The sequence below is a fragment of the Saccharopolyspora sp. NFXS83 genome, assembly GCF_026241095.1.
Lineage (GTDB): Bacteria > Actinomycetota > Actinomycetes > Mycobacteriales > Pseudonocardiaceae > Saccharopolyspora_C.
On sequence record NZ_JAPFGB010000002.1, the window covers coordinates 342,934 to 369,394 of the forward strand.

Genomic DNA, 26,461 nt, shown 5'->3' on the forward strand with positions numbered 1-26,461 from the left:
GTTTCGCCTGGATCAGGCGCAGAGGTCGCGGATGCGAGGGGCGACGTCCTGGGAGAAGGACTGCAGGAAGCGGGTCTGGTCCGAACCGGGGGCGTGGAAGACGAGGTGGTCGAAGCCGGCGTCGATGTACGCCTTGACCTCGGACAGCACCTCCTCCGGGTCGGAGGCCACGATCCAGCGGCTCGCCACCTGCTCGATGGGCAGGTCGTTGCCCGCCTTCTCCATCTCCTCCGGGTCGGCCAGGCTGTGCTTGAGCTCGGCAGGCAGCGACAGCGGCGCCCAGAAGCGGGTGTTCTGCAGCGCGCGGTCCCGGTCCGGGTCGTAGGAGAGCTTGATCTCGATCATCTTCTCCATGTCGGCGGCGTTCTTGCCACCGGCCTCCGCCCCGGCCTCGACGGCGGGCAGCAGCTTGTCGGTGTAGAGCTCCATGCCCTTGCCGCTGGTGCAGATGAAGCCGTCGCCGACGCGGCCCGCGTACTTGGCGACCATCGGGCCACCGGCGGCCACGTAGATCGGCACGCCGCCTTCCGGCCGGTCGTAGATCGTCGCGTTGGAGGTGCGGTAGTACTCGCCCTCGTAGCTGACCCGATCCTCCGTCCACAATGTACGGATGAGGTCGATGGCCTCGCGGAAGCGGCGGAACCGCTCCTTGAACTCCGGCCACTCGCGCGCGGTCACCGCGGTCTCGTTGAGCGCCTCACCGGTGCCGACGCCGAGCATGACACGGCCCGGGTACAGCGACCCGAGCGTGCCGAACGCCTGCGCCACCACGGCGGGCTCGTACCGGAAGGTCGGCGTGAGCACGCTGGTGCCCATCTGGATGCGCGAGGTCCGCTCCCCCACCGCGCTCATCCAGGACATCGCGAACGGCGCGTGCCCCTGGTTGTGGCGCCACGGCTGGAAGTGGTCGGAGACCATCACGCTGTCCAAGCCGTTCTCCTCGGCCTGGACGGCGAACTCCACCAGGTCGCGCGGGGCGAACTGCTCGGCGGACGCCTTGTACCCGATCTTGATGCTCATAGCTGGCTCGCTTACCTAACCCATCACCACGGTTGCGGGAACGTCGTGGCACTCGTCGTTGAACACCGCGAACAAGGATCGGCGCGCCGGCCCGCGCCTCCGCCGCGCCGAACGGCCCCGACGGGTCCGCGGCGCAGTGGGTCCGGACACCGGGCGGCCGACTGCGGGCCTCCGGCGCGGACCGGGCGGTGGGCGTGCACCGGCAACGTCACTTGTCAAACAGCCTTGTCGCACAACATATTCCGCGCACGCCCGGACACCTCGGCCGGTCGCAGGCCCGGTCGCCGCCCCGGCCGCGAGGCGGGCGCGCGGCGCCGTCGGCGGAGGTGGAACCGGGTCATAGTCGCCTTTCCGCGGCACCGGGTGCGCTTGCTCGAACAGTCGTACAGGGTCCCACGCCACCCGTTCCGACCGAGCGGCACCACTGCCCGGCCGCTATGGGAACGGTCACACCGCCCGCAAATCCATCACCGCGCGCGTCCGGGCGCACACCGGAAGTCAGCCCGGAAACGCTCCGGGACCGCTCGATTCCGCTGCGTGCCCGGCGAAGCTCCGGGCCGCGCACGCGGAACGCGGCGCGACCGCGGCGACCGGGCGAACGAATTCGTCCACCCGGCACCGCGGTCGCGCCGCGTTCGCAGCCAGTCATCGCGCGATCGCCCGCAGTCCGCGGGCGATCCGCGTCAGCTGTGGCGCTTGACCTTGTTGGACAGCACCACACCGAGGATGGTCATGCCGCCGCAGAGGACCAGGGTCAGCGACAGCGGAACCGAGGAGCCGTCGAAGGTGCCCACCAGCGCCAGCGCGCCGATCGGCAGCAGGCCGCCCGCGACGGCCGTGCCGAAGGCGATGCACAGGCCCGCCCCGGTGTAGCGGGCGTCGACCGGGAACAGCTCCGAGAGCAGCGAGGGCACCGCGCCGTTGAACGCGGCGTAGCAGATCGTGCCGACCAGCATCGCCAGCAGCATCGCGCCGAAACCGCCGCTGTCGATCAGCCACAGCGCGGGGAACGCCCACAGCACCAGGATCACGCCGGACACGATCGTCAGCCGCTCCCGGCCCCACCGGTCCGCGTTCAGCGCGCTCACCAGCGTCAGCCCCACCAGGATCACCGAGGTGATCAGCAGACCGAACTGGACGTTCACCGCGGTGAGGGCGGGCACGTACTGCTTGGTGTACGCGACCAGCCCCGTCATCAGCACGTACAGGTACGAGCACGGCGCCGACCACATCAGCGATCCCGCCAGCAGCGCCAGGCCGTTGTCCCGGAACACCGCGCGCACCGTGGGCCGCGCCGCCTTCTCGCCGCTCTCCCGCTTGGCGAGTTCCGCCAGGAACGCCGGCGTCTCCTCCAGCCTCCTGCGCAGCACCAGCCCCAGCACGATCAGCAGCGCGCTCGCCAGGAACGGCAGCCGCCACGCCCAGGACAGGAACGCCTCCTCGCTCACCCACAGGTTCACGACGAGGATCACCGCGCTGGCCAGCCCGATGCCCAGCACCGTGCCCAGCTGCACGAACGCGCCGTAGAGCGACTTGCGCTTGGGCTCCGCGTGCTCGACCGCGACCAGCACCGCGCCGCCCCACTCGCCGCCGACGGCGAGTCCCTGCAGCAGGCGGCACGCCACCAGCAGCACCGGCGCCCAGAACCCGGCCACCGCGAACGGCGGCAGCAGGCCGATGGCGACGGTCGCCCCGCCCATCATCAGCATCGAGGTCAGCAGCGCGGTGCGCCTGCCCCGGCTGTCGCCGAGCTTGCCGAACAGCACCGCCCCGAGCGGACGCATGCCGAACGCGACGGCGTGCGTGGCCAGCGCGGCCAGCGTGCCCATCCACGGCGAGGCGCCGGGGAAGAACAGCGGGCCGAACACCAAGGCCGCCATGAACGAGTAGATGATGAAGTCGAAGATCTCGATCAGCGTGCCGAGCAGGGACGAACCTGCGATCCGGGCCGCCGACAGCGGCCGACCGGTCGGTGCCGGCGATCTGTTCTCGCGCGAAGGGTGCGCGGCCGTTTCAGACATGGGGGTACCGCCCTCGTATGTGGTGTGGCAGGCGCGGGAAAGCGCGGGATCAGGCAGCGCGCAGTGCTTCGGCGAACTCGGCGGCGCTGCCGCCCGTGCCGAGCGCGAGCACGTGCTCCATGGTCGGCTGGGCGTGTTCGCCCAGGTTGTCGGTGAACTTGGCGCGGATGTCGGCTTCCGACAGCGGCCGGTCGGTGTGGCCGCGGTTGACGTCCTCGCGGCGGTGCAGGCGGCGGCCGTCGGTGAGCACGATCTCGACTTCCGCCGAGTACGCCTGCGGGAAGCGGCTGTCCGGGTCGTCGGCGATCTCCACCAGCTGCGCGAGCCGCAGGATCTCCGGGTCCGCCAGCGATTCCGGGGTGAACTCGTCGAGCGTGAGCCGGTCGCGGGCCAGGCAGGCCCCTGCGATGAACGGCAGGCTGAACTTCGCGTCGTAGTCGTCCTGCGGGCGGCGCTTGCGCTCGATCGGCTCGCACACGGCGGCGGCCGGGGTCTCGTGGATGAGGCAGCGCACCGTCTCGACTTCGCTCGCGGCGAAGCCCTCGGATTCCTTGAGCAGCAGGATCGCGTCGGCGAATGCGTGGGTGAAGTGGCAGCTCGGGTACGGCTTGACCGCGGTCGCCAGCAGTTCCCAGCGTTCCCCGAGCCCGTCGAGCGCCTCGGTGGCGTCCCACTCGGTGTCGCGCAGGTGCGTGGCGTAGAGCCCGTAGCGGCCCTCGTAGACCTCTTCCGGTCCGGGCCAGCCGACCGAGGCGAACGTGGCGGCGGTCAGCGCGCTCGTGGCCGCCCAGCCGGGGTGCAGGCGCTTCGTCCACGCGCCGTCGGCGAGGAACTCCAGGATCCCGGACGCCATCGAGCCGACGATGCGCTGCGACTCGGCGATGCCGTCGGCGGGCAGCCCGGCCAGCTTCGCCGCGGCGACCGCAGAACCGAACGCCCCGGCCAGCCCCGTCGGGTGGAAACCGGTGGCGTGGAACCCGCCGTGGGCGACGGTGCCGACGCGGGCGCTGATCTCGATGCCGAGCACGTAGGCCAGCAGCAGCTCCTCCGAGGATCGCCCGTGCTGGATGGCGGCGGCGAGGCTCACCGGCAGCGCGGTCGCCGAGACGTGCGTGATGGCGGGCAGGTGGGTGTCGTCGAAGTCCAGGCCGTGCACCAGCACGGCGTTGAGCAGCGCGGCCTCGCGCGGGGCCAGCCGGTCCGGCAGGCCCAGCACCGGCTGGTCGCCGGGTCCGAGCGCAGCGGCGGCCTTGCGGGCCCGCCGGGTGAATTCCTGGTCCACCGCGGCGAACGCGACCCCGACCGAATCGAGCGCGAGGTGCCGGGCACGCCCCAGGACCTCGTCCGGGACGTCCCGCAGCGTGATGCGCGCGGCGAATTCGCCGAGCACGTCCGCGATGGCAGGCATGGGCGCCTCCTTGCTGGCCTCGTCATTGATGACCCCGCGGATGCGCGGCGCATCCGATGCGGACAGTGTGCAATCCCACCCCATGCCCAATCAAGACAAAAGTCTGACATTTTCAGATCAGGCGATTTCCGAACCTGCCCGGGGTCGATGGACGAGCCGCGCGGCTAGTCCTCCATGCGCTCGTAGAGCGGGCGCAGGCTCAGGAGGTGTTCGCGCACCAAGGTCTCGGCGGTGTCGGCCTCGCCGCCGGCGACGGCCTCGTAGACCTTCGCGTGGTCCTCGTCGATCCCCTCCCACGCCTGCCGGGCCACCCGCTCGCGGTGCATCCGCCCGCTCAGGACCACGTTGATCGGCTGGCACATCACGTGCAGCAGCGGGTTCCCGCTGATCGACACGAGCGTGGTGTGGAAGTCCCAGTGGACGGTGAAGCCCTCCTCCGGGTCGAGGTGCCCGGTGTGCTCCACGGTGCGCCGAAGTTCGTCGAGGTCCTCGGCGGTGGCGCGTTCGGCGGCCAGCCGCGCGGCGTGCGGCTCCAGCAGCAGGCGGGCTTCGAGCAGGTTGTCGACGCTCAAGCTCCGCGAGTTGACCAGCAGTCCGAGGCTGCCGCCGAGGTTGTCGGCGATCAGGCCCGCATCCGGCGCGGCCACGAAGCTGCCGCCGGTGGCACCTCGGGTGGTGTCGATCAGGTGCTGGCTGGCGAGCTGGCGCAGCGCCTCGCGCACGGTGCTGCGGCTGACGCCGAACATCGAGCCGAGCTCGGTCTCGCTGGGCAACCGCGACCCGGAGGGCAGTGCTCCGCTGACGATCTGGTCCCGCAACTGCTCGGCGACCTGCCGGTACGCCGCCTGCACGGGACGCACCCGCAGGCGGGCGGGACCGCCTGGATCAGCCGTCATGTCGCCTCGCTCTTCCTCGGCCGGGTCCCGGTCGCACTCGCACCGATCGTGTCGCCCCAGGGTACGGGACGCCACCCATTTCCCCGAGCAACCGCGATTCTAATTGTCAGACGTATTGCGTCGCGGTCGGCGCGCGACGCATACTCCCGGAAGCTCCTGGCGCGGTCGCCACTGCCGATCCGCGCTGCGGAGCCTCGGCGACAAGCACGGAACAGGAGGTGCGGCGGTGGCCGTGCACGGAGGTCGGCAAGGGCGCTACTTCGAGGACTTCGTCGTCGGGGACGTCTACAAGCACCCGCTGGGTCGCACGATCAGCGAGGCGGACAACACCTGGTTCACCTTGCTCACGATGAACACCCATCCCGCGCACTTCGACGCGCACTACGCCTCGAAGACGCCGTTCGAGAAGGTCCTGGTCAACTCGGGCCTCACCATCGCGATGCTGCTCGGCCAGAGCGTCAGCGACATCAGCCAGCGCGCCGTCGCGAACCTGGCGATGACCAACATCCAGCTCACCCACCCCGTGTTCGTCGGCGACACCCTCTACGGCGAGTCGATCTGCACCGGCACGCGGGAGTCGAAGTCCAAGCCGTACGCGGGCCTGGTCAACGTGCACACCCGCGCGCTCAACGCCGACGGCGACCAGTGCCTGTCGTTCGACCGCACGGTGCTGATCTACAAGCGGGAGCACGCCGCCGCGATCGACTCGTTCCCCACCGCGAAGAACGGCCCGCTGTCGCTGGAGACCCACGGAGGTGAGGCATGAGCAGGCTGCCCCTGGAGGACGTGCGGATCCTGGCCGTCGAGCAGTACGGCGCCGGACCGTTCGGGTCCGTGCACCTGGCCGACCTCGGCGCGGAGATCATCAAGATCGAGGACCCGCGCTTCGGCGGCGACGTCGGCCGCCTCACCCCGCCCTACGCCGAGGACGGCGACTCGCTGTTCTTCGAGGCGTTCAACCGCAACAAGCGCTCCGTCGTGCTCGACCTCAACAGCGCCGCGGGCCGCGAGGTCTTCGAGAAGCTGGTGGCCGTCAGCGACGCGGTGTACTCGAACCTGCGCGGCGACGTGCCCGCGAAGATGGGCATCCGCTACGAGGACCTCAAGCACCTCAACCCGCGGATCGTGTGCTGCTCGCTGTCCGGCTACGGCATGACCGGGCCGCGCGCGAAGCAGCCGGGCTACGACTACATGCTGCAGGGCCTCGCGGGCTGGATGTCGGTCACCGGCGAGCCGGACGGTCCCCCGACCAAGTCCGGACTGTCCATGGTGGACTACTCGGGCGGCCTGGTGGCCGGGCTGTCGCTGCTGTCGGCGATCCACGGCGCGCGCCGCGACGGCGTGGGCTCGGACTGCGACGTGAGCCTGTACGACACGGCGATCGGCATGCTCACCTACCTCGCCACCTGGCACCTCAACGCCGGGTTCGAACCGCAGCGCACGCACCACTCGGCGCACCCGAGCCTGGTGCCGTTCCAGAACTTCCCCACCGCCGACTCGTGGATCGTGATCGGCTGCGCGAAGCAGAAGTTCTGGGAGAAGTTCGTCGAGGTGCTCGGCTCCCCCGCCTGGACCGCCGAGCAGCGGTTCGCCACGACCTCGGACCGCTACGAGAACTCCGCGGACTGCGTGCGGCTGATCGAGCAGGAACTCGCCCGCCGCGGCACCGCCGAGTGGCTGGGCCTGCTGGAGGCCGCCGGTGTCCCGTGCGCGCCGATCAACACGATTCCGCAGGCGCTGCAAGAAGAACACACCGAAGCGCGCGGTCTGGTCGTCACCACCGAGCACCCGCGATTCGGCCAGGTCAAGCAGGTCGCCTCCCCGGTGCGTGCCGGCGAGCCCCGCGCCGAGCACCAGCGAGCACCGTTCCTCGGCGAACACACGTCGTCCACTTTGGACGAACTGCTCGGGCTGGACGCGGCGGAGTTCCAGCGGTTGGCCGGCGAAGGTGCTTTCGGAGCGAAGGGAGACGCGCCGTGGATTTCGAGCTGAACGAGGACCAGGCCCAGTTCCAGCAGGTCCTGCGGGACTTCGTGAACACCGAGATCGTGCCGGTCGCCAAGGAGTACGAGCACGAGGGCCGCTACCCCACCGAGATCGTGGCGAAGATGGGCGAACTCGGCCTGTTCGGGCTGATGATCCCCGAGGAGTACGGGGGCGTCGACGCGGACTTCGTGTCGTTCACCCTCGTGTTCGAGGAGATCGCGCGCGGCTGGATGGGCGTGGCGGGCATCCTCGGCAGCCACTCGGTCTCCACCTGGATGCTCAGCAGGCACGGCACCGAAGAGCAGAAGCGCAAGTACCTGCCGGAACTGGCCACCGGCGCGCGCCGCACCGGCATCGCGCTGACCGAACCGGACGCGGGCACCGATCTGCAGGGCATCCGCACCACCGCCGAACGCGACGGCGACCACTACGTCGTCAACGGCAGCAAGATGTGGATCACCAACGCGCGCTACGCCGACCCGCTGCCGGTGCTGGTGAAGACCGATCGCAGCGCCGAACCCGCGCACAAGGGCATGAGCGTGCTGCTCATCGACGCGGACACGCCCGGTTTCACGGTCACCAAGGACATCCCGAAGCTCGGCTACAAGGGCACCGAGTCCTGCGAGGTCGTCTTCGAGGACGTGCGGGTCCCCGCGGAGAACCTGCTCGGCGGCGTCGAAGGTCGCGGCATGCAGCAGGTGCTCTCCGCGCTGGAGACGGGACGGCTCAACATCGCCGGTCGCAGCCTCGGCATCGCGCAGCGCTCCTACGACGAAGCGCTCGCCTACGCCTCCGAGCGCAAGGCGTTCGGCAAGCCCATCGCCGAGTTCCAGGCCATCCAGATCCGGATCGCGGAGATGGCCACCCAGTTGCAGGCCGCGCGACTGCTGTCCTACTGGTCTGCCAGCAAGCTCGACAGCGGCGAACGCGCCGACCTGCAGACGGGCATGGCGAAGTTGTTCGCCTCCGAGGTCGCGCTGCAGGCCGCGCAGGAGTCGATGCGGGTGCACGGCGGGTACGGCTACTCCGCCGAGTTCGAGATCGAACGGCTCTACCGCGACTCGATCCTGATGACCATCGGCGAGGGCACCAGCGACATCATGCGCACCGTCATCGCGAAATCCCTGGTGGCGGGCAAGGGGAAGGTCGGATGGTGAACCCGCGCAGCTGGCTGTTCTGCCCCGCCGACCGCCCCGACCGCCTGCGCAAGGCCGCCGGCTCAGCGGACGTCGTGGTCGCCGACCTCGAAGACGCCGTGCACGTCGACGGCAAGCGCGCCGCCCGCGAAGCCCTGCTCCCGGTGCTGGCGGAGGACCCGGACCGCGCGAGCCGGATCTGGGTGCGGATCAACAACGACGAGCACGACCTCGACGACGACTTGGCGGCGCTGCGGGGCCTCCCGGTGGCCGGGATCGTCGTGCCGAAGGCGGAATCGGCGGTGCTGCGGGAGGTTTCCTCCCGCACCGAGGTGCCGCTGCTGGCGCTGATCGAGACGGCGACCGGGCTGTGGCAGGCCAGGGAACTGGCGACCGTGGAACGGGTGCGGTCGCTGAGCCTGGGCGAGTACGACCTCGCCGACGACCTCGGCGTCGCCGCGCCGGAGGTCGACGCGGAACCGCTGCGGTGGGCGCGCTCGCGCGTGGTGGCCGCGGCAGCCGCAGCCGGGCTCGCACCACCGCCCGCTCCGGTGTCGGTGGAACTGGCCGACCCGGACTCGTACACGGCGGACACCCAGCGGCTGCAGCGGTTCGGCTTCTTCGGCCGGATGTGCATCCACCCCCAGCAGGTCGCCCGGGTCCACGACGCGATCCGCCCCGGCTCCGCCGAGGTGGCGCGGGCCCGCGAGGTCGTGCACGCCGCCGACCAGGCCGAACGGGACGGGCACGCGGTCCTGGTGGTCGACGGCCGCATGATCGACGCCCCCGTGGTGCGGCGCGCCCGGCGAGTCCTGGACCTGGCCGCGGCGGATCGGACCGAGCCCGCCTGACCCGCCCGGCGGGCCGCTGGACCACAGCGCCCCCAGACCGCGGGTGGCCGTCCTGTCCACAAGACGAGGCGGCCACCCGCCCCCAACTCGGGACCCTTCGGAGCCGAACCACGCGAAATCCCCGCTGTGCGCGGAGATTCCTCGATCCGGTCACCCGTCGGCGCGTTGTTCCAGCAGTGGGGTGAGGCGGTAGTCGACGAGGTCGCTCATGACCAGCGCGGTGTCGGTGCGCTCCACGCCGGGGATCGCGAGCACCTGGCCCGCGATGCGGTACAGGTCGTCGGTGTCGCGCGCCACGACCTGCACGAGCAGATCGGTGTGCCCGCTGATGCCCGAGACCTCCAGCACCTCGGGAATCGCGCGCAACGCGTCGGACACCGGCGTGAGCCGGGACTGGGTGACGCGGGTGGTCACGTACGCCCGCAGCGGATATCCCAGCGCCCGCGGGTCGACGCGGCGCTCGAACGAGCTCAGGGCGCCGCGTTCCTCCAGCCTGCTCACCCGGCTCTGCACCGTGTTGCGCGACAGCCCGGTCTCCTCGGCCAGGGCGCTGATCGTGGCGCGGGGCGTGCGGGTGATCGCCAGCAGCAGGCGGGCGTCCACGGCGTCGACTGAGTCCGGAGTGGGCACTCTGCTCAACTCCTTCCGAGCTCGGACAGGTCGGGCTGGGCAATCTGCTTCATTATGCGCCCCCATCTTGTGCAGAACGCAGCGAGTTGATGGGCTTTCCGTTATTCGTGCTCAAAGGTGGCGGTGGCCGCCTGGTGAGGGAGGTATTCGGTCGATGGTGGACAACGCAGTCGCCCACGAGGACGCGACGCGCGGCGGAGGTGCTCGCGAGGACGCGGCGCTCGCGGAGATCGAGCGGCGCGTCCTGTGGCTGTCCACGGCGATCATCCACGAGGCGAACCGGAACCGGCCGAACCCGTCGGGCCTGAAGGTCGGCGGGCACCAGGCGTCCTGCGCCTCGATGGTGTCGATCATGACGGCGTTGTGGTTCCACGAGCTCGGCCCGGACGACCGGGTGTCGGTGAAACCCCACGCCTCCCCCGTGCTGCACGCCATCAACTACCTCATCGGCGAGCTCGACGAGAGCTACCTGCCGACGCTGCGCGAGTTCGGCGGGCTGCAGAGCTACCCGAGCCGCTCGAAGGACCCCGACCCGGTGGACTACTCCACCGGCTCCGTCGGCATCGGGGCGACCGCGCCGATCTGGGGCGCGCTGGCTCGGCGCTACGTGCGCTCCACCACCGAACGCGGCGGCACCGGGCGCCAGTTCTCCCTCGTCGGCGACGCGGAGCTCGACGAGGGCGCGGTGTGGGAGGCGCTGCTGGACCCGTCGGTGGCCGAACTCGGCGAACTGGTCTGGATCGTCGACCTCAACCGGCAGTCCCTGGACCGGGTGGTGCCGAACATCGCCGCCGGGCGGCTGCGCGGCATGTTCGCCGCCGCGGGCTGGCAGACCCTGGAGCTCAAGTACGGGCGGCTGCTGGAGGAGCTGTTCATCCGGCCCGGCGGCGCGCAGCTGCGCGACCGCATCGACGGGATGACGAACCCCGAGTACCAGCGGCTGCTGCGCTGCGACGCCGCCCAGCTCCGCGATCGGCTGCCCGGCGACGGAGCGGACCGGGACGCGATCTCCGGCCTGCTCGCCGAACTGGACGACGCGACGCTGCTGGACGCGGCGCGCAACCTCGGCGGCCACGACCTGGGCGCGCTGCGCGACGTGTTCGGCGACATCGACGACGACCGGCCGACGGTGATCTTCGCGTACACGGTGAAGGGCCACGGCCTGCCCACCGAAGGCCACCCGCAGAACCACTCCTCGCTGCTCACCCAGGAGCAGTTCGACGAACTCGCACCGAGGCTGGGCGCCGACGTGGACCGGCCGTGGGAGCGGTTCGCCGCCGACGGCGCCGCCGGTCGGCTGTGCGCCGAGACGGGGGCGCGGCTGCGGCGGGAGAGCACCTCCAGCACGCCGCCTCCCGCGTTGCCGCAGGACATCGGCCGCACCCCGGCTGGTGCCGCGACCACGCAGGCCGCGCTGGGCCGGGTGCTGCTCGACCTCACCCGGCAGTCCCCGGAGGCCGCGCGCCGCGTCGTCACCGTGTGCCCGGACGTCAGCTCCACCACCAACCTCGGTGGCTGGGTGAACAAGGTCGGCGTGTGGTCCTCGCGGCAACGCCGCGACTGGTTCGCCGACGACGCCGAGACCATCCTGCACTGGCGCGAACAACCCACCGGCCAGCACCTCGAACTCGGCATCGCGGAGACGAACCTGGTGGGACTGCTGGGAGAACTCGGCGCCACCTGGAGCCGGTGGGGTGAGCCGCTGCTGCCGATCGGAGTGCTCTACGACCCGTTCGTGGAGCGCGCGCTGGAACCGTGGTCGTTCGGGATCTACGCGGGCGGGCAGTCGATCCTGGTCGGCACGCCCTCCGGGGTGAGCCTCGCGCCGGAGGGCGGCGCGCATCAGTCGATCAAGACGCCGTCCATCGGCCTGGAGCAGCCGGGCTGCGTGAGCTACGAACCCGCGTTCGCGCTCGACGTGGAATGGGCGCTGCTGGCTTCGCTGGCGCAGCTGGGGAAACCGGACGGCTCCTCGGCGTACCTGCGGCTGTCGACGCGGCAGGTCGACCAGACCCTGGCAGCGGTCCCGACCGATCCGGCGGCCCGCGAACGCCGCAGGCGCCAGGTCGTCGCGGGCGCGTATCCGTTGCGCAGCACGGAGAACCCGAAGTTGACCATCGCCGCGATGGGCGTGGCGGTGACCGAGGCGCTGGCCGCCGCGGACCGCCTCGGCCAGGCAGGCGTGGACACCGACGTGGTGTGCGTGACCAGTCCCGACCTGCTGTTCCGCGCGCTGCGGGCGCGGCAGGGCCGCCAGGAGGGTTCGAGCTGGATCTTGGACCAGGCGTTCCCCGCGCACCGGGCCGCGCCGCTGGTGACGGTCTGCGACGGGCATCCGCACACATTGGCCTACCTCGCCACCATCAACCAGGTCCCCGGCACGACCCTGGGTGTGACGGGCTTCGGCCAGTCCGGCTCCCCCGAGGACGTGTACCACCACCACGGCCTCGACACCGACAGCATCGTCCGCGCGGGCCTCGACCTGCTCGCTTGACGTCGGCGAGGTGAACGGCCCGTTCGTCCAGCGGAACCGGGCGAGCGAGCCGTTCACCTCAACCCGCCGGGCCGCGTTCGCAGCCAGGGGGTCTTCTCCAGCGCCGCGAGGACCGATCGCCAGGAACTCCGCAGGACCGGTCGCCGCGCGGCGGGAGCTCGCGGCAGGACACCCGGGCCGGCGCCCCCGCTGGCACGACCGAACCACCACCGCGTGACCCCGCACCGGTGAACCCGGACGTCGCACCGTGCTCGGCGTCCCGATCGTGACGACCGCTGATGGGCGGCAACTACTCGCGAAAGTGGCGAGGGGTGGGTGAGCTTCGGCGGCAGGGGGTGCGCGGAGGCGGGTGTGCGACCGGGTCGTTCGGGTCGCGCCTAAGATGCCGGGCGTGGGGTTTTCGGTGCGGTGGTTCCGGTGGGTTCCGCTGATCTTGCTGGTGCTGGGCGTGGTGGTGATGCACCACGTGCCCGCGCACTCGGCCGCACATCGAGCCCCGTCCACCGCGCACGCCGCGAGCGGCGCGGGACTCGCCGAGCACGAGATGACCGCGGCGTCCCTCGGCGCCCCGGTTGCGGTCGCCGGTGCTCCGTCGATGCCCGCGCACGATCCGCTGCACCTGTGCCTGGCGATCCTCGCCGGGCTGGCGTTGCTGCTGCTTCCCCTGCTGGGCAACGCGATCCGGCCCGTGCCGGTCCTGGCGGGTTCGGCCGCCGTCCCTGTTCGCAGCAGGCCGCGGGCGCCACCGAGCGTGCCGCGCAGGCTCGCCGAGCTGTGCGTGCTCCGGCTCTGATCCGGATCCCGATCGCCCGCTCGGGGCGATCGCGACGGACCACGCTGGAGCGACGGACGAGGAAGACATGAACAAGATCTGGACCACCGCCGTCGGCGGTGTGCTCACCGCTGCCCTCATCGCGGGCTGCGGCGCGCAGCAGGGCGGCCACGAAGGGCACGGTGCGAGCCACGGGGCGGAGCAGGAGGCGCGGCACGGCGCCGCGCCTGCCGACATCGCCTTCGCCCAAGGCATGATCCCGCACCACCAGCAGGCGCTGGACATGGCACGACTGGCCCCGCAACGGGCCGGTTCCCCCGAGGTCCGCGACCTCGCCGCCCGCATCGAAGCGGCGCAGGGACCGGAGATCACCACCCTCACCGGATGGCTGCGGAATTGGGGCGCACCGACCGGAGGCGGCGGGCACGACCACCACGGCGGGATGCCGGGAGTGATGACCGCGGACCAGCTGGCGGCGCTCGCCGCGAGCGGCGGTGCCGAGTTCGACCGGCTGTTCCTGGAACTGATGATCGCGCACCACCAGGGCGCCGTGGAGATGGCCCGGACCGAACTCGCCGAGGGCACCGACCCGGCGGCGAGGGAGCTGGCGACCTCCATCACCACCGCCCAGCAGTCCGAGATCGAGGAGATGAACGGCCTGCTGGCGCGTCGCTGATCGCGAGGTGCGGGGCTCGCCCGGCGCGGGCCCCGCACGATCACCGCTCACCCCTTGGCGAAGTAGACGGCGGTCATCACGACCGCGATGGTCAGCACGGTGCCGCGCAGCACCGGAGCGGGGAGCGTGCGCGCCCAGCGCGCCCCGGCGTACCCGCCCGTCGCCGCGCCGACCAGGACCGCCGCGACCTGCACCGGATAGTTCAGGACGTCCGAGGCGATCAGGAAGAACCCGGTCGCGGTGGCGTAGATGGCGGCGAGCTGCACGATGCGCGCGGAGTTCCCGGCCGCCGGGTCGATGCCGAGGCCGGCGTTCCACAGCGCCAGCATCAGGATCCCGACCGCGCCACCGAAGTAGCCGCCGTAGCCCGCCAGCACGAACTGTCCGATCAGGACACCCCACGCGCCCAACCGGACCGACCGCCCGATCGCGGCTGTCAGCAGGCGCGACAGCGAGCGGCCGAACGCGAGGACGACGGTGGCGAACGCGAGCAGCCACGGCACCGCCGCGTCGAACGCGGCGGCGGGCAGCACCAGCAGCAGCGCCGCACCGACCGCGCTGCCCAGCAGGCTCGCCGCCGTCAACGCACCCCTGGGCGGAGCCCCGACCTGCACGATGTCGCCCCGGTAGGCCCAGGCCCCGGCGAGCGCGCCGGGCAGCAGCGCCACGGTCGACGACGCGTTGGCGGCCACGGGCGGCAACCCGGCGGCGACCAGCGCGGGCAGCGCGATGAACTTGCCGCCGCCACCGACGGCGTTCAACGCGCCGGCCGCGACACCGGCGAACAACAGGGCGATGGTCTGCAACATGAATCCCAGCATCCGGTTCGGATGTTCGGAAAAGCAATCCATCCCGATGCGACGTTTCTCGCCGCAGCGACTTCACCGGAACCGCCCTCCCAGTTTCGGAGACATGTCCGCAGCTGCTCGCCGAAGGCGCGGGCGACCGCCCCGCCCCTCCCCCGCGAACCGCGCCGCGAACCCATAGACGCCGATCCACCTGCGAACATCCGCTCAACCCCAGTCGAGCGGACGAGCACTCGCGGAACGGTCCGCCACGATTCCGCCGACCGGAACCGGCACTCCTGAACGACTTCGATCAATCGATTCCAGAGCTGAATCGCAGCGATGAAAAGTGTTGGACCACGCCCGAAACCGGTCGAATACTGGGTGAGCGATCCGCCCCTTTCCACCCGTGACCGGAATTTCGGAGGGATGCCGACATGCCGTCCACCGATGTGGCCCACCTGCTGCGGGGGTTCGGAATCCGCGCCCTCCTGCTCGGGCTCCTGCTCGGGGTCACGGGAGCACCGCTGGCGGCGCTGGTCGTGCTGCTCGCGGGCACCGGCCTGCTCGCCTGGTCCGGCGCGGCGTTCCCGGCGGTCAGCCGAGGAGGTGCTGGAGCAGCGCCCGAGCCGCCGGGTTGGCAGGTTCCGGCGACCGGCCGACCAGGTGGATCGGCCTGGTGATGCTCGGCCCCTCGATCCGCGCGTGGGGCAGCCCGGATCGTTCGGCGATCGCGTCGGGCACGATGCTCACCCCGAGCCCCGCCGCGACCAGGTCGACCAGCAGCGGGATGTGCGTCGCCTCGCACACCCGGTTGAGCCGGACGCCGGCCTCGGTGCAGCTGCGCTCGATCAGCGCCTGCAATCCGCTGCCGCTGAACTCCACGAACGGTTCGCCGTCGCATTCGGCCAGCCGCACCCGGCGCCGGTCGGCCAGCCGATGTCCCGGATGGCTCAGCAGCACCATGCGCTGGCTCCACTCGCGGAAGCCGACCAGGTCCGCCACCGGCTTCCCATCACCCGCCAGGTAGGCCAGGTCCAGCTCACCGGCACCGACGGCGTCCACCAGCTCCGGCGCGATCCCCTCCCGCACGCAGATGCGCACACCGGGGTGGTGCTGCCGGAATTCGCCCAGTTCGGCGGGGAGGTCGACCACGGTGAGGGTCTGGATGGTGCCGACCGAGACGCGACCGCGGGACAAGCCCGCGACGGCGGACACCTCGCCCCGCGCGACGACGACGTCGGCGGCGATCCGCTGCGCCACCGGCAGCAGCGCGCGGCCCGCTTCGGTCAGCAGCACCCGGCGGGTCGTGCGCTCGAACAACTGCGCGCCCAGCGCGATCTCCAGCTTGCGGATCGAGGCGCTCAGCGCGGACTGGACGACGTGCGTTTCGCGGGCCGCGCCGGTGAAACTGCCCTGTCGCGCCACCGCGAGGAAATGGTCCAGCTGCCGCAACTCCATCCGGCCACGGTAGTCCCCGGCCCCGAGCGCGACCGTGATGCGCAGGACGTGTTCGAGCTCCTTCCACCGCACGATCGAAGATTCGCCCACCGCGCGTTCCCGGCGCGCCCCGCCCACCAGGAGAACGCCGAGCCCCCACCGAAGATCACTCGGATAGAGCTGCGAACAGCAGGATCGTCGTCGGGGTCTGCCAGTACCGTCGACGTCATGGACGACACGCGCGCGGAACGGGTCCTCGTCGTCGGAATGGGCGTCAGCGGAATCGCCACCGCCGCGCGGTTGCGCGACGCGGGATGGCGGCCCGTTCTCGTCGAACGGGCCGCGGCACGGCGATCAGGCGGCTACTTCGTCGCGCTGTTCGGTGCGGGGGCAGCCGCCGCCGAACGGCTGGGCGTCCTCGGTTCCCTGCACGACCGCTCCGCGACGAAGCAGCACCTCGACATCGATCGCCGCAACCGCCGGCGCTCCGGGCTGTCGTTCAGCGACATCCCCGGCAGACCATGGCTGATGACGCGCGGCGACGTCGAACGGGCCGTGTTCGCGAGGCTCCAATCCGACGTGGAGATCCGCTACTCGACCGTGCCGACCGCCATCGAGCAGGACGACGACGGGGTCGACGTGACGTTGCTCGACACCGCCTCGAGCACCTCGACCCGCGAACGGTTCGACCTGGTCGTCGGGGCGGACGGGGTGCGCTCCACGGTCCGCTCGCTCGTCTTCGGCCCGCACGCCGACCACCTGAAGCGGCAGCACCACATGATCGCGGCGTTCCAGCACCCCGGCACCCCGCCGGGCTTGGAGGAGGGTCAGGGCGCCACCCTGCTCGAACCGGGCCGGTCGTTGTGGGTGTTCGCGTTCTCCGATCACCCCCCGACCATCCTGCTGTCCTACCGAACCGACGACGTGGACGCCGAATTCACCCGGCCACCGGCCGAGAGCGTGCGGGCCGCGTTCGGGCCGGAGCCGCTGGGCGCGATGCTCGACGATGTCGTCACCGCGCTGGAGAACAGCGACGAAGCGCTGTTCGACTCCGTCGAGGAAGTGCACCTGGACGCGTGGCACCGGGGTCGCGTCGTGCTCATCGGGGACGCGGCCTGGTGCGTCACCCTCTACGCGGGGATGGGCGTCTCGGCGGGACTCGCCGGAGCGGACGTGCTCCCCGCCGCGCTCGAACGGCACCCCGGCGATCTGGACACCGCGCTCGGCGAGTGGGAACGGGTGCTGCGGCCCTACATCGACGGTTACCAGGCCAGCGCTCCCGCGCAGCGCAAGATCTTCGTGATGGACGGCCGGTGGGAGATCCGGCTGCGCCGGATGGTGCCGAAGCTGGTCAGGACCCGGCTCGGCAGGCGCCTGGTGGAACGGCTGATGCCGAACATGGACGCGGCGGAGGCCGGCAAGGCCGTCGACATCGTCGGCGCGGCGTTGGAAGCCCTGCACGGCAAGGAATCCCGCTGAGAGCCCGTCCGCGAACTCGGTCTGCGCAGCGGGTCGGGTGGCGGGTTCTCTGCGGCTTCCTCGCTGCGGGATCATTTCTCCCAGTGCCTCCGCCACGAGGAAAAACGCTGTCCTCCCGAGGAATCCGCTGAGAACCCGCCGGTGGTCGACTTGCTCGGGCTGGTCGCCGCTCAACGGCTCCGCCGCTGACAAGGCGCAGGACGAGAACGTTGCTCACCTGAAAACGACACGTTCACAGGCGGGCTGCGATGTTCCACCGACGCGGCTCACCCCGAGAACGCGAGGGCCTCCTCGGTGTCGTCCCGTTCGTAGAGGCGCCACACGGGCACGCGCACCGCCGAACGCACTCCCCGCTCCGGATCGAGCAGGTCCCGCTTGCGCAGCATCCGGTGCAGGTGCTCACCGGGATCGACGCCCGCGGCTGGGCCGCGGTCGAGCAGCACCGACAGCGGAACCCCGCCGTGCGACACCGACGCGTCCACGCGATGCCCGTTGAGCACCTGGTTCAGCTGCACCGCGGCGCCGGGCACGAGGTCGTACAGGCGCTGCTGGTGCTCGTCCGGGTCCTGGGTGGCGTGCCCGCGGCGCGCCGCGGCGGCGAGTTCGCCGCCGACTCCGGCGCGGGCGCTCCAGTACTCGACGTGCCCGGCCACGATCAGCTGCGAGCGGGCGCGGGTGATCGCGACGTTCCACAGGTTGCGCTGCTTCTCCAGCCACCGCACCGATTTCTCCTCGATGCCCGGAGCCGCGACCGGCGAGAACACGATCACGTCGCACTCGCCGCCCTGGAACGCGTGCACGGTGTCCACCTTGATCCGCGGGTCCCCGGCCAGCCGCCGGTCCAGCAGCCGCTGCTGCGGGCGGAACGGCGTCACCACGCCGATCGTGGCGTCCTCCGGCAGCGAGCGCCGCAACGTCGCCACGATCCGCACCACGGCGGCGGCCTCTTCCGCGTTCTGCCACGTACCGCCCGCTTCCGGGGTGGCCGCGCGGCCGGGGACGTGGTGCCACTCCAGGGCCGGTCGCTCCATCGCGGGCCTGCCGCGGACGTCGGTGAGCACCGCCAGCTCCCCGTCGTAGAACAGCCGGTTGGCCGTGTCCGCGATGCGCGGGTGGCAGCGGTAGTGCTCGTCGAGCAGCAGCGCGCCGCCGGTGGCGCGTTCGGCGGCGTGGAACGCGGAGTGCCGCACGAACGTCAGCGACCGGCGTTCCAGCCAGTCCGCCCGGACCCCGACTTCGCGGCGGACACCGGCTTCCACGGGCGGATCGAGCTTCGCGATGTGCTTGAGCTGCATGACGTCCCCGATCACCACCGCCCGCCGCGCCCGGAACAGCAGCGGCAGCACCGGCGCGATGCCGCACTGGCTCGCCTCGTCGATGACGACCAGGTCGAACAGGCCGGGTTTCAGCGGGAAGCGGTTCGCGGACTGGCAGGTGACCGCCCAGCCCCGCACGTGCTCCAGCACGGCCTGCATCTCCGGGCGGTCGAAGGAACCTTGCCGCTCCAGCAGGGCGCGGATCGCGCGGCGTCCTTCGAGCGCGGTGTCGCGCACCGCGGTGCGCAGCACCGTCGCGGATGCTTCCCGCGCCGAGTCCGCCGCCGCCCGCAGCGACTCGGCGAGCCGCTGGTCGTCCGGACGGCCCCGCAGCAGCGCCCGCCGGTCTCGCCACACCTGTTCGGCCTCGGCGAACTCGGCGACCCGGCGGCAGATCGCGGCGGGCTCGGAATCGGCGCAGTCGTGCGGATCGATGCGCATCGCGCGTACCACGAGGGAACGCCGCCACCCCGCGAACACCCACGCGGTCGCCGCGGCGGTCGCCCGCCGCGCCCACCGCCGAGGCCGCTGCCCCAGCAGCTCCACCAGTTCCGCCTCGGTGCGGCCGAGCGCCTCCGCCGCTTCGTGCCGGGTGGCGCCCGCCGCCCGCAGTTCGCCGTCGATGCGGCCGATGGCGCCGAGGTCCCGGCGGGCTCGGGTGGCCTGCCGGTCGGCTGCGGCGAGTTCGGCGATGGCCGCCGCGCGCCCCGGTTCCTCCGGTCCGTCGGCGGCGAGCAGGCGCAACGAATCCGCTTCCCGCTCCCGGTTCGCGCGGGAACCGGTGCGCACCAGCGCGCCAGGCTGCACCTGCTCGCAGCGGTGCCACACCTCGTCGACGGCCTTGTTGTTCGTCGACGCCACCAGCACCCGCTGCCCGTCGGCGACGGCGGTGGCGACGATGTTCGCGACGAGCTGGCTCTTGCCGGTGCCGGGCGGGCCGGTGACGGTGCTGAGCCGCCGCGTCATCGCCCCCAGCAGCGCTTCCCGCTGCCGGTCGTTCAACGACCACGGCGCGACGACCCGCGGCTGCTCCACGGCCGCGGCGGTGTCGCCGTCGAGCAGCGCGCCGAGCGCGGTGTCCCGGATCCTGCCCGGCTGTTCCGCGATGGCCGCGAGGTCCTTGAGCACTCCGGCGTCGGCCTTGCCGCCTTGCGGCACCGCCAGCAGCACCGCCGCGTTGCGCGCGCCCTCCCCCGGCGACCGGTCGTCCAATGCCTCGTCGAGCGAGTCCGGCACCAGTTCGGCGTTGTTCTGCCACCGGTAGGTCTCCCGCAGCAGCGCCAGCACGTCGGCGGCCATCCGCGGGCGCTGCCCGCCCTGCCAGTTCGGTTCGAAGCTCTCCGCGAGCACTTCGGCCTCTTCGGTGCCGAGCTTCTTCTTCGCCAGTCCCGGATGCGGCAGCACCGGGCCCGCGGGACGCAGCCGCCGCTCCCCGGTCCCGGTGTCGACGAGTTCGACCCGTCGCACCAGCAACGGCGCGAACTCCGGGCCGGAGCCGCGGCGGCGGTCGTGCAGCACGACCGCCGGATATCCCGCCCACAACTCGGCGCCCTGCCGTTCGGCTTCGTCGAGGAACTTCTCGGCCTCCGGCGGGACGGGCGCGCAGCCATCGTCGTCGAGCTCACCGCACAGGAACCGCTCCTGGCCGGGCAGCATCGCGTACTGCTCGCCTTCGGCGCGGACCGGGATGAGCCCCGTCTCCGGGGCTGCGGCCAGCAGGCATCGGCGGTGGTAGTCGAGCAGCGCCTCCCGGCCCGGTGCCGCCTTCGGCGGGGCCGGCGCCGGGCCTTCGGCGGTGGGGCCCGCAGGCTGCGCGGCGAGCGGTTCCAGCACCGGTGCCGCTCCTCGGGGGCAACGCGCCAGCACGATGCGGTCGTCGACGCCGATCGAGGAGCTCACCGGGACCTGGCCGCCGTCCTCGCGCATCCGCTGGTTGACGTAGCCGAAGAGGTCGGCGACGGTGACCACTCCACTGCCGTCGTGACCGACCTTGCCGGTGCGCAACGCCTCCACCAGCCGCCCCGTGAACGCCGACGGTTCCCCGTCCGCGCCCGCCACGGCTGGTTCGCGGGCGCGTGCGGAACCGATCACGTACACGCCGCGGCTGGTCAGCGGCGACGGCCGCTTCCGGGCGGACCGGGTGTTCTTCAGCGGCTTGTGCTTCGTCTCGAAACCGAGCGCGAATCCGCCGCTGGCGCAGGAATCCAGGATCGCGACCTTGTGCGGCGAGCGGCACGCCTCCAGCTGCTCGTTGATGAAACCTGCCCCGACCCCGGTGCCCGCGATGTCGTCGAGGTTCGTGTCCGTCGCGAGGATGACGTACTCCCCGTCGATCGCGACCATCCGCTCGCCGTGGCCGGTGATGTAGAGCAGCGCGAGCTCGTCCGGGCCGCAGTCCTCCAGGAACCCGGCGATCTCCGCGCGCATGTCGTCGGCGGTCGGGTCGTGCACGACGCGAACGGGCTGGAATCCGCCGATCTGCCGGTGCTCCAGGACTTGCCGCAGCCGCCCGGTGTCGGTGCGGCTGGAGGGCAGCGCCTCGATGCGCTCGTCGCGGTGGTGGCCGGTGCCGATCAGCAGCGCGCGCCGGCGCTGCGGGCGGGTCACGCTTCGCCCCGCAGGTCACGCGGCAGCGACTTCACCAGCTCCGCGCACTCGTCCGGGCGCCCGGCCAGGCACATCGACCGGCCGCCGAGCGTCAGCTCCACGCGGCGGGTGCGCTCGCGAGCGCACCAGGAGCTGATCGAGGACAGCAGCATCGAGGCGCTCGCCGAGCCGGCCGCTCCCAGCGATGCCCACAGCAGCAGGTCGGTGGCAGTCCCGCCCTTGTACCCGCCGCCGTGCGGTTCCTGCTCGGCCACGAGGGAGACCTGCACTCCCAGCGAATCGCGGAGGTCGTCGCGCAGCGAACGCACCAGACGCTCTTCGCGCATCGGGTCGTCCGCTGCCGCCACCCTGATCCAGAAGACCGTCGAGCCGTCCGCCATACCGCCCTCTCCAGCTGAATTCGCCCAGATCGCCGCAGAGCCTAGAAGATTCCGCGGCGAATTCGGGCCGATTCGTGGAGATCGCACCCCGACAGCGCAGAACTGAGATGATCTCAGAACTGCGCGCGGGGAAATCCCGCACTAGTGCGGGATCAATGCTCCATCCGGGGACGTGCGGTGCGCAGGTGGAACGCCGCGCTGGACGGGTGGGCGTTTTCCGGCAACAAATGATCCACCCGATCACCGGGTTCGAATCCCGCGGACCGCAGCAGATTCTCCGCCTTGGCCGCGGTGAGCCCGGCCCAGTTCGGAGTGGCCCGGCCGATCTTCGCGTAGTCGCGCACGATCTTCGCCAAATAGCCGTGATCCGCGCCGGGCCGCAGCGAAGCCAGCACGCGGCGGGCGTCGAGGCCCCAGGTGTGCCACACGCCGTCGGCGAGCAGCAGCGCCCCACCCGGCGCCAGCACGTCCCGCCACGCCCGCAACGCCCGCACCGGGTCCGGCAGCGTCCACAGCACGTAGCGTGCGCTGACCAGGTCGAAACCTCCCGCCCCCGCCACGTCGCGCACGTCGTGGCCGCCGTGACCGGCGAAGTCGATCTCGACGCCGCGCCGCCGCGCCTCCTCCCGCGCGTAGCCCAGCATCGCGGGGGAGGGGTCGACGGCCGTGACCTCGTGCCCGAGCTCCGCGAGCAGCGTGCTCAGGAATCCGGTGCCGGTCCCCACGTCGAGCACCCGCAGCGGGTCCACCCGCTCCGGGAACGCCGCGTGCAGCGCCTTGTCGCAGACCGCCCGCCACGCCTCGCGCTTGTCCTGCGCGTAGCGCTCGTAGAAGTCGTTGTAGGCCGCGGCCCGCGCCGTCCAGTTGTCGCGGACGGCTTCGATCGCACGGTCGGTCACGAGCTGGTTCCTTTCGCCGGGTCCCGCCAGCCTGAACGCTCTCGCCAGTCATGTGCAACAGCGCCTCCCCCGCTCGACGCAGGTCACACCCCCTCGGCCGCGAGCGGTGCGCCGCCTCACCCGGTGAACCGCGAGCCGCCGCGACTCCGGTGGAACCCGAACCGCGGTTCCCGAGTCCCAGGGAGCGGGCCGGTAACGTGCACGGCCGACTCCGCCGGGAACGGCGGTGCGATGAGAACTGGGGACGACATGAGCACTCGACGAACCGTGGCCGCGCTGGCCGCGCTCACGACGGTCGCGCTGGGGGCGCCCGCCCACGCCGCCGGGCAGGACGTTCCGGCGCCGCTGGCAGGAGCGAGCAACCCCGTGTACTTCGTGCACGGCTACGACGGCGACGGCGCGCGGAACTGCGAGGACGCCTGGGGCGACGCGATCAAGCACTTCAGCGAGAAGGGCTGGAACAAGGGATCGCTCAAGACCGTCGGCTACTACGAGGGCGACACCGCGTGCGACACCGACGTCGCCTCCGCCACCAACGGCACCCGCATCAAGGACATCGCGGCGAAGTTCGCGCACCAGATCTACGACCAGCACACCAGCAAGGGCGAGTCGATCGACGTCGTCGCGCACTCGATGGGCGGCCTCGTCACCCGCGTCGCGCTGCTCGGCTCCGCGCAGGGCTGGGAAGGGTTCCCGAAGGCGAAGCTCAAGGTCGGCGACGTCGTCACCCTCGGCACCCCGCACCAGGGCGTGAAGTGCGGGACCGACTGCCCGACCGACGCCCAGTGGCGCTCCATGCACCCGGACTCGGAGTTCATGAAGGTGCTGCACGCGCCGGAGAACCGGCTCAGCGAGAGCTGGGCCGACGGCACCGACTGGAGCTTCGCGAGCTCCGACCAGGACGGCACCGTCTCCGGTGACTCGGCGATCGACGAGGGCCACCACGCCGACCACAAGTTCCGGTACCTCGCGGGCAATTCCCCCGCGGTGACGCACTCCGGGATCCGCACCATCACCAGCGGTGATCACGACCTGCGGTACTGGCACGCGAGCGACGGCCAGTCGCACGACACCGCCCAGGGCTGGGCCCCGGTGGAGACCGCCTTCCACGCCGTGCACGACGACGGCGACTGGTGAGCGACCGCGGCGTGGCCCATCCGGGAGCCACGCCGCACTCCGCTGCCCCGAATCCTGCCCGTTCGGACCTTCCGACGCGGCACCCGCTGACCGAGGGTGTCGGTGAGATCGATCGGAGGGCTGCCGATGCGCGCAGACCGGGAACGGAACGCGGAGGAACCGGCGAAGGCGGCGCGATCCGCCACCCGGCATCGGGAGAACCCCTCGTCTCCCCGCGATGTGCTGCAGGCTCCGGGCATCGCCTCCGCGGCCGACGTCCTGCGCCTGCAGCACATCGCGGGCAACCGCGCCGTGTCCCGCACGCTCCAGCGCAGCCCGCAGGACGAGCGAACGGACGCCGGTAGCGGTCGCGGCACGATCGTGAGCCGGCCCGGAGGTCGTCTCCACGCGCTGACTCCCGACGTGGCCGAAGCCATCCCCGTCAAGAACGCCCTGCTGAAGCGGCTGACCGACGGGCCGGTGTTCAGCGACGCCGAAATCGCGGACCTCAAGGCGCAGGGCCGGAGCTGGCTCAACGCGATCGGAACCGGTCGCTACGAGGACGCCGTCGCCTACTCCGCCGCGGGGAAGTACTACGACTGGCTGAAGCTGGCACCCGGCAAGCGGCTGCTCATCGCCACCGTCGAATGGCGGGAGCGGAAGGGGCGCACCGAGAAGAGCCCGGCCTTCACGCTGGGCAGGCACCTGGACCTGCGCGGCGGCGCCGTGCCCGAGGACGAGCGCGACTCGGTCACCGAGGCACGCGACGCGCAGATCCGCGAGGCGTTCGTCGACACCCTCGCCCCGCCGTTCGAGGACTCGGTACCGGACTCCGAGGCCCACCGGAAGAACGCCCGGGCCAACACGATCCTCACCAACGTCTTCCTGATCCTGCAGAACGGTTTGAAGGTGTACGACCCCGATGCGGAAGCGCACGTCGACTTCACCGACGGCGACGTCGCCAGGGCCCTCGCGCACGGCGGCCGGGTCAACATCCGGATACCGGCCCTGGGTGAAGCGGACTCCCCCACCGCCCTCCCGGATTGGCTCGGCGTCACCGAGAACGGCAAGAACCCGAACAAAGCTGAGAAGCGCTCTTTCGCCACGCACCACATGTCCATCGACGGGGACAAGTTCGAGGAACAGGGCGGCATGTCCGCGTCGTTGCGCAACGTGTTCCCGTTCAACAGCGCCGAGGGGGTCAAGCTGTGGGGACTGCCGCTGGCGGCCGACGGCATGGGCGGTCACGACTTCAACGGCGACGTGATCCTCCCCGACAACGGGCACGGCCACATGCTGCTGGTGTTCACCCCGCCACGGCGAGACCGGGACGGAGCGCTGGAGGTCGGCATCGAAACGGTCGGGCCGGGCGGCCCCAGCCCCGTCGGCCACACGCACAACATCCTGTCGACGGAGGCCACCGCGAACCCCGAATCCAGCTTCTACGGCCACAAGAAGGACAAGATCGGCGGCGGCAAGCTGAAGGACAACCAGCGCTACGTCGCCTTGGCCGAACTCAGCAACGGCGGCGACTGGCAGAAGTTCCTCGACGAGCTGCAAACCGACTGGGCGGACCGCTTGCACGCCGCCGGCGACGATCTCAACGCACGCCGAGCGTTGTACGGCCAGCTGGTCGGGAGGCGCGAGGGCCGGTTCACGCCGCCGGCGGGTGCTCCGCCCGCGCCTCAGCGAGCAAAGTGGTGATCGCGGCCATGATCCGATCGGTGGCCTCCCGCAGCACCGCGGCGGTGAGCGGCTTTCCCCTGAGGTCGTCGAGCGGCACGGCAGGACCTGCCGTGAGGTCGATCGGGGTGCGGCGGAACAACCTCGGCAACCGACCGCGCGGCAGCAGGTGGTGCGTGCCCCAGTTCGCGAGCGGGATCACCGGAACTCCGGTGGTGAGCGCGACCCGCGCGATGCCGTTCTTGCCGCGCGTCGGCCAGTGCTCCGGGTGGTCGGAGAACGTGGCCTCGGGGAAGAACAGCACGCACTCGCCGCCCTCGGCGGCCTCGACCGCGTCCTGGTAGGCGTCCTGCGCCCGGGCGGTGCCGCGGTGCACCGGGATGTGGCCGCCGGAACGCATCACCCTGCCCACCAGCGGCATCCGCCACAGGTCGTCGCGCGCCAGGTAGCGCGGGACGCGGCCGGCGGCGAGGCAGAACGCGGTCACCGTGATCGGGTCGGCGAACGACAGGTGGTTCGAGGCCACCAGCACCCCACCCCGCTCCGGCAGGCTCCCGCGGAACCGCAACCGGGAGCTGAGCACCAGCACCGGCCACAGCACGTCGATCGCCAACCCGAACCAGAACCCCCGCCCGCGCCGAGGAAACCGCCTGGTCAACCGCATCGTCCCGGCCACGTGGGGACCGCTCGCCTCGCTCTGCACAACCCCCATTCGTAGCCGACGCCCCCAACGGCCGGTCACCCCACCCACCACAGGTGAACGGCCCCTCCGCCCAATCCCGTTGGACGAACGGTCCGCTCACCCCGAACACTCCCCAAGTGAACGGCCCCTCCGCCCAAACCCGTTGGACCAACGGTCCGCTCAC

Annotated in this window: 21 protein-coding genes; 10 read left to right on the forward strand and 11 right to left on the reverse strand. The window is 71.6% G+C overall.

What is annotated here, in order from left to right; translation table 11 throughout:
* Positions 1-12 precede the first annotated feature (12 nt).
* From fgd to OOZ19_RS03845, 4 genes are all read right to left on the reverse strand, one after another.
* Positions 13-1,020 carry a glucose-6-phosphate dehydrogenase (coenzyme-F420) gene (fgd, locus tag OOZ19_RS03830; protein WP_266088281.1) on the reverse strand — a complete coding sequence of 336 codons (1,008 nt, stop codon included), beginning with the start codon at positions 1,018-1,020 and terminating at the stop codon, positions 13-15.
* Between the two features lie 683 nt (positions 1,021-1,703).
* Positions 1,704-3,041, reverse strand: a complete 1,338-nt coding sequence (locus OOZ19_RS03835) for an MFS transporter (protein WP_266088283.1) — start codon at positions 3,039-3,041, stop codon at positions 1,704-1,706.
* Between the two features lie 49 nt (positions 3,042-3,090).
* Positions 3,091-4,449 carry an MmgE/PrpD family protein gene (locus OOZ19_RS03840; protein ID WP_266088285.1) on the reverse strand — a complete coding sequence of 453 codons (1,359 nt, stop codon included), beginning with the start codon at positions 4,447-4,449 and terminating at the stop codon, positions 3,091-3,093.
* 164 nt (positions 4,450-4,613) lie between these two features.
* Positions 4,614-5,345: a FadR/GntR family transcriptional regulator gene (locus tag OOZ19_RS03845; protein ID WP_266088287.1), complete on the reverse strand. Its 732-nt coding sequence runs from the start codon at positions 5,343-5,345 to the stop codon at positions 4,614-4,616.
* 226 nt (positions 5,346-5,571) lie between these two features.
* On the opposite strand from OOZ19_RS03845, the gene OOZ19_RS03850 reads away from it, so the two are divergent.
* Genes OOZ19_RS03850 through OOZ19_RS03865 form a run of 4 tightly spaced genes read left to right on the forward strand, consistent with a single transcriptional unit; the run spans position 5,572 to position 9,318 of the window.
* Entirely contained in the window at positions 5,572-6,111 is a 540-nt protein-coding gene (locus OOZ19_RS03850) for a MaoC family dehydratase (protein ID WP_266088289.1), read from the forward strand.
* Positions 6,108-7,337, forward strand: coding sequence for a CaiB/BaiF CoA transferase family protein (locus OOZ19_RS03855; protein WP_266088291.1), 1,230 nt, complete (start codon positions 6,108-6,110; stop codon positions 7,335-7,337). Before OOZ19_RS03850 ends, OOZ19_RS03855 begins: the two co-directional genes overlap by 4 nt.
* Positions 7,322-8,488 carry an acyl-CoA dehydrogenase family protein gene (locus OOZ19_RS03860; RefSeq protein ID WP_266088293.1) on the forward strand — a complete coding sequence of 389 codons (1,167 nt, stop codon included), beginning with the start codon at positions 7,322-7,324 and terminating at the stop codon, positions 8,486-8,488. The genes OOZ19_RS03855 and OOZ19_RS03860 overlap by 16 nt, the downstream gene beginning before the upstream one ends.
* Positions 8,482-9,318, forward strand: a complete 837-nt coding sequence (locus OOZ19_RS03865) for an HpcH/HpaI aldolase/citrate lyase family protein (protein ID WP_266088295.1) — start codon at positions 8,482-8,484, stop codon at positions 9,316-9,318. The genes OOZ19_RS03860 and OOZ19_RS03865 overlap by 7 nt, the downstream gene beginning before the upstream one ends.
* A 150-nt stretch (positions 9,319-9,468) precedes the next feature.
* Here OOZ19_RS03865 and OOZ19_RS03870 read toward each other — a convergent pair whose 3' ends face one another.
* Positions 9,469-9,948 carry an Lrp/AsnC family transcriptional regulator gene (locus OOZ19_RS03870; protein ID WP_266088297.1) on the reverse strand — a complete coding sequence of 160 codons (480 nt, stop codon included), beginning with the start codon at positions 9,946-9,948 and terminating at the stop codon, positions 9,469-9,471.
* 154 nt (positions 9,949-10,102) lie between these two features.
* On the opposite strand from OOZ19_RS03870, the gene OOZ19_RS03875 reads away from it, so the two are divergent.
* The 3 genes from OOZ19_RS03875 to OOZ19_RS03885 all read left to right on the forward strand — a co-directional run bounded on the left by OOZ19_RS03875 (position 10,103) and on the right by OOZ19_RS03885 (position 13,890).
* On the forward strand, positions 10,103-12,442 hold the full coding sequence (locus OOZ19_RS03875) for a transketolase-like TK C-terminal-containing protein (protein WP_266088299.1): 2,340 nt from the start codon (positions 10,103-10,105) through the stop codon (positions 12,440-12,442).
* A gap of 391 nt (positions 12,443-12,833) precedes the next feature.
* The gene (locus OOZ19_RS03880) at positions 12,834-13,235 is read left to right on the forward strand and encodes a hypothetical protein (protein WP_266088301.1); all 402 of its coding nucleotides are present in this window, start codon (positions 12,834-12,836) and stop codon (positions 13,233-13,235) included.
* Positions 13,236-13,302: 67 nt separating this feature from the next.
* Positions 13,303-13,890: a DUF305 domain-containing protein gene (locus OOZ19_RS03885; RefSeq protein ID WP_266088303.1), complete on the forward strand. Its 588-nt coding sequence runs from the start codon at positions 13,303-13,305 to the stop codon at positions 13,888-13,890.
* Between the two features lie 47 nt (positions 13,891-13,937).
* Here OOZ19_RS03885 and OOZ19_RS03890 read toward each other — a convergent pair whose 3' ends face one another.
* Positions 13,938-14,699, reverse strand: a complete 762-nt coding sequence (locus OOZ19_RS03890) for a sulfite exporter TauE/SafE family protein (protein WP_266088305.1) — start codon at positions 14,697-14,699, stop codon at positions 13,938-13,940.
* A 573-nt stretch (positions 14,700-15,272) separates the two neighbouring features.
* Positions 15,273-16,208 carry a LysR family transcriptional regulator gene (locus tag OOZ19_RS03895; RefSeq protein ID WP_266088307.1) on the reverse strand — a complete coding sequence of 312 codons (936 nt, stop codon included), beginning with the start codon at positions 16,206-16,208 and terminating at the stop codon, positions 15,273-15,275.
* Positions 16,209-16,343: 135 nt separating this feature from the next.
* On the opposite strand from OOZ19_RS03895, the gene OOZ19_RS03900 reads away from it, so the two are divergent.
* Entirely contained in the window at positions 16,344-17,594 is a 1,251-nt protein-coding gene (locus OOZ19_RS03900; RefSeq protein WP_266088309.1) for an FAD-dependent monooxygenase, read from the forward strand.
* 266 nt (positions 17,595-17,860) lie between these two features.
* Here OOZ19_RS03900 and OOZ19_RS03905 read toward each other — a convergent pair whose 3' ends face one another.
* The 3 genes from OOZ19_RS03905 to OOZ19_RS03915 form a co-directional block, all read right to left on the reverse strand.
* On the reverse strand, positions 17,861-21,517 hold the full coding sequence (locus OOZ19_RS03905; protein ID WP_266088311.1) for a caspase, EACC1-associated type: 3,657 nt from the start codon (positions 21,515-21,517) through the stop codon (positions 17,861-17,863).
* A complete protein-coding gene (locus OOZ19_RS03910; RefSeq protein WP_266088313.1) occupies positions 21,514-21,897 on the reverse strand; it encodes a hypothetical protein in 384 nt (127 codons plus the stop codon). Before OOZ19_RS03910 ends, OOZ19_RS03905 begins: the two co-directional genes overlap by 4 nt.
* A 152-nt stretch (positions 21,898-22,049) precedes the next feature.
* Positions 22,050-22,796: a class I SAM-dependent methyltransferase gene (locus OOZ19_RS03915; RefSeq protein ID WP_266088315.1), complete on the reverse strand. Its 747-nt coding sequence runs from the start codon at positions 22,794-22,796 to the stop codon at positions 22,050-22,052.
* A gap of 249 nt (positions 22,797-23,045) precedes the next feature.
* Between OOZ19_RS03915 and OOZ19_RS03920 the strand changes: the two genes are divergently transcribed.
* Both OOZ19_RS03920 and OOZ19_RS03925 read left to right on the forward strand, forming a co-directional pair.
* The gene (locus tag OOZ19_RS03920; RefSeq protein ID WP_266088317.1) at positions 23,046-23,933 is read left to right on the forward strand and encodes an esterase/lipase family protein; all 888 of its coding nucleotides are present in this window, start codon (positions 23,046-23,048) and stop codon (positions 23,931-23,933) included.
* 126 nt (positions 23,934-24,059) lie between these two features.
* Positions 24,060-25,616, forward strand: coding sequence for a hypothetical protein (locus OOZ19_RS03925; RefSeq protein WP_266088319.1), 1,557 nt, complete (start codon positions 24,060-24,062; stop codon positions 25,614-25,616).
* Here OOZ19_RS03925 and OOZ19_RS03930 read toward each other — a convergent pair.
* Positions 25,567-26,259: a lysophospholipid acyltransferase family protein gene (locus OOZ19_RS03930; protein ID WP_266088337.1), complete on the reverse strand. Its 693-nt coding sequence runs from the start codon at positions 26,257-26,259 to the stop codon at positions 25,567-25,569. The genes OOZ19_RS03925 and OOZ19_RS03930 overlap by 50 nt on opposite strands.
* Positions 26,260-26,461: the final 202 nt, after the last annotated feature.

Coding starts and splice junctions, on each gene's coding strand:
- fgd (WP_266088281.1), bottom strand. CDS start 1,020: ATGAGCATCAAGATCGGGTACAAGGCGTCCGCCGAGCAGTTCGCCCCG.
- OOZ19_RS03835 (WP_266088283.1), bottom strand. CDS start 3,041: ATGTCTGAAACGGCCGCGCACCCTTCGCGCGAGAACAGATCGCCGGCA.
- OOZ19_RS03840 (WP_266088285.1), bottom strand. CDS start 4,449: ATGCCTGCCATCGCGGACGTGCTCGGCGAATTCGCCGCGCGCATCACG.
- OOZ19_RS03845 (WP_266088287.1), bottom strand. CDS start 5,345: ATGACGGCTGATCCAGGCGGTCCCGCCCGCCTGCGGGTGCGTCCCGTG.
- OOZ19_RS03855 (WP_266088291.1), top strand. CDS start 6,108: ATGAGCAGGCTGCCCCTGGAGGACGTGCGGATCCTGGCCGTCGAGCAG.
- OOZ19_RS03865 (WP_266088295.1), top strand. CDS start 8,482: ATGGTGAACCCGCGCAGCTGGCTGTTCTGCCCCGCCGACCGCCCCGAC.
- OOZ19_RS03875 (WP_266088299.1), top strand. CDS start 10,103: ATGGTGGACAACGCAGTCGCCCACGAGGACGCGACGCGCGGCGGAGGT.
- OOZ19_RS03885 (WP_266088303.1), top strand. CDS start 13,303: ATGAACAAGATCTGGACCACCGCCGTCGGCGGTGTGCTCACCGCTGCC.
- OOZ19_RS03890 (WP_266088305.1), bottom strand. CDS start 14,699: ATGTTGCAGACCATCGCCCTGTTGTTCGCCGGTGTCGCGGCCGGCGCG.
- OOZ19_RS03900 (WP_266088309.1), top strand. CDS start 16,344: ATGGACGACACGCGCGCGGAACGGGTCCTCGTCGTCGGAATGGGCGTC.
- OOZ19_RS03910 (WP_266088313.1), bottom strand. CDS start 21,897: ATGGCGGACGGCTCGACGGTCTTCTGGATCAGGGTGGCGGCAGCGGAC.
- OOZ19_RS03920 (WP_266088317.1), top strand. CDS start 23,046: ATGAGCACTCGACGAACCGTGGCCGCGCTGGCCGCGCTCACGACGGTC.
- OOZ19_RS03925 (WP_266088319.1), top strand. CDS start 24,060: ATGCGCGCAGACCGGGAACGGAACGCGGAGGAACCGGCGAAGGCGGCG.
- OOZ19_RS03930 (WP_266088337.1), bottom strand. CDS start 26,259: ATGCGGTTGACCAGGCGGTTTCCTCGGCGCGGGCGGGGGTTCTGGTTC.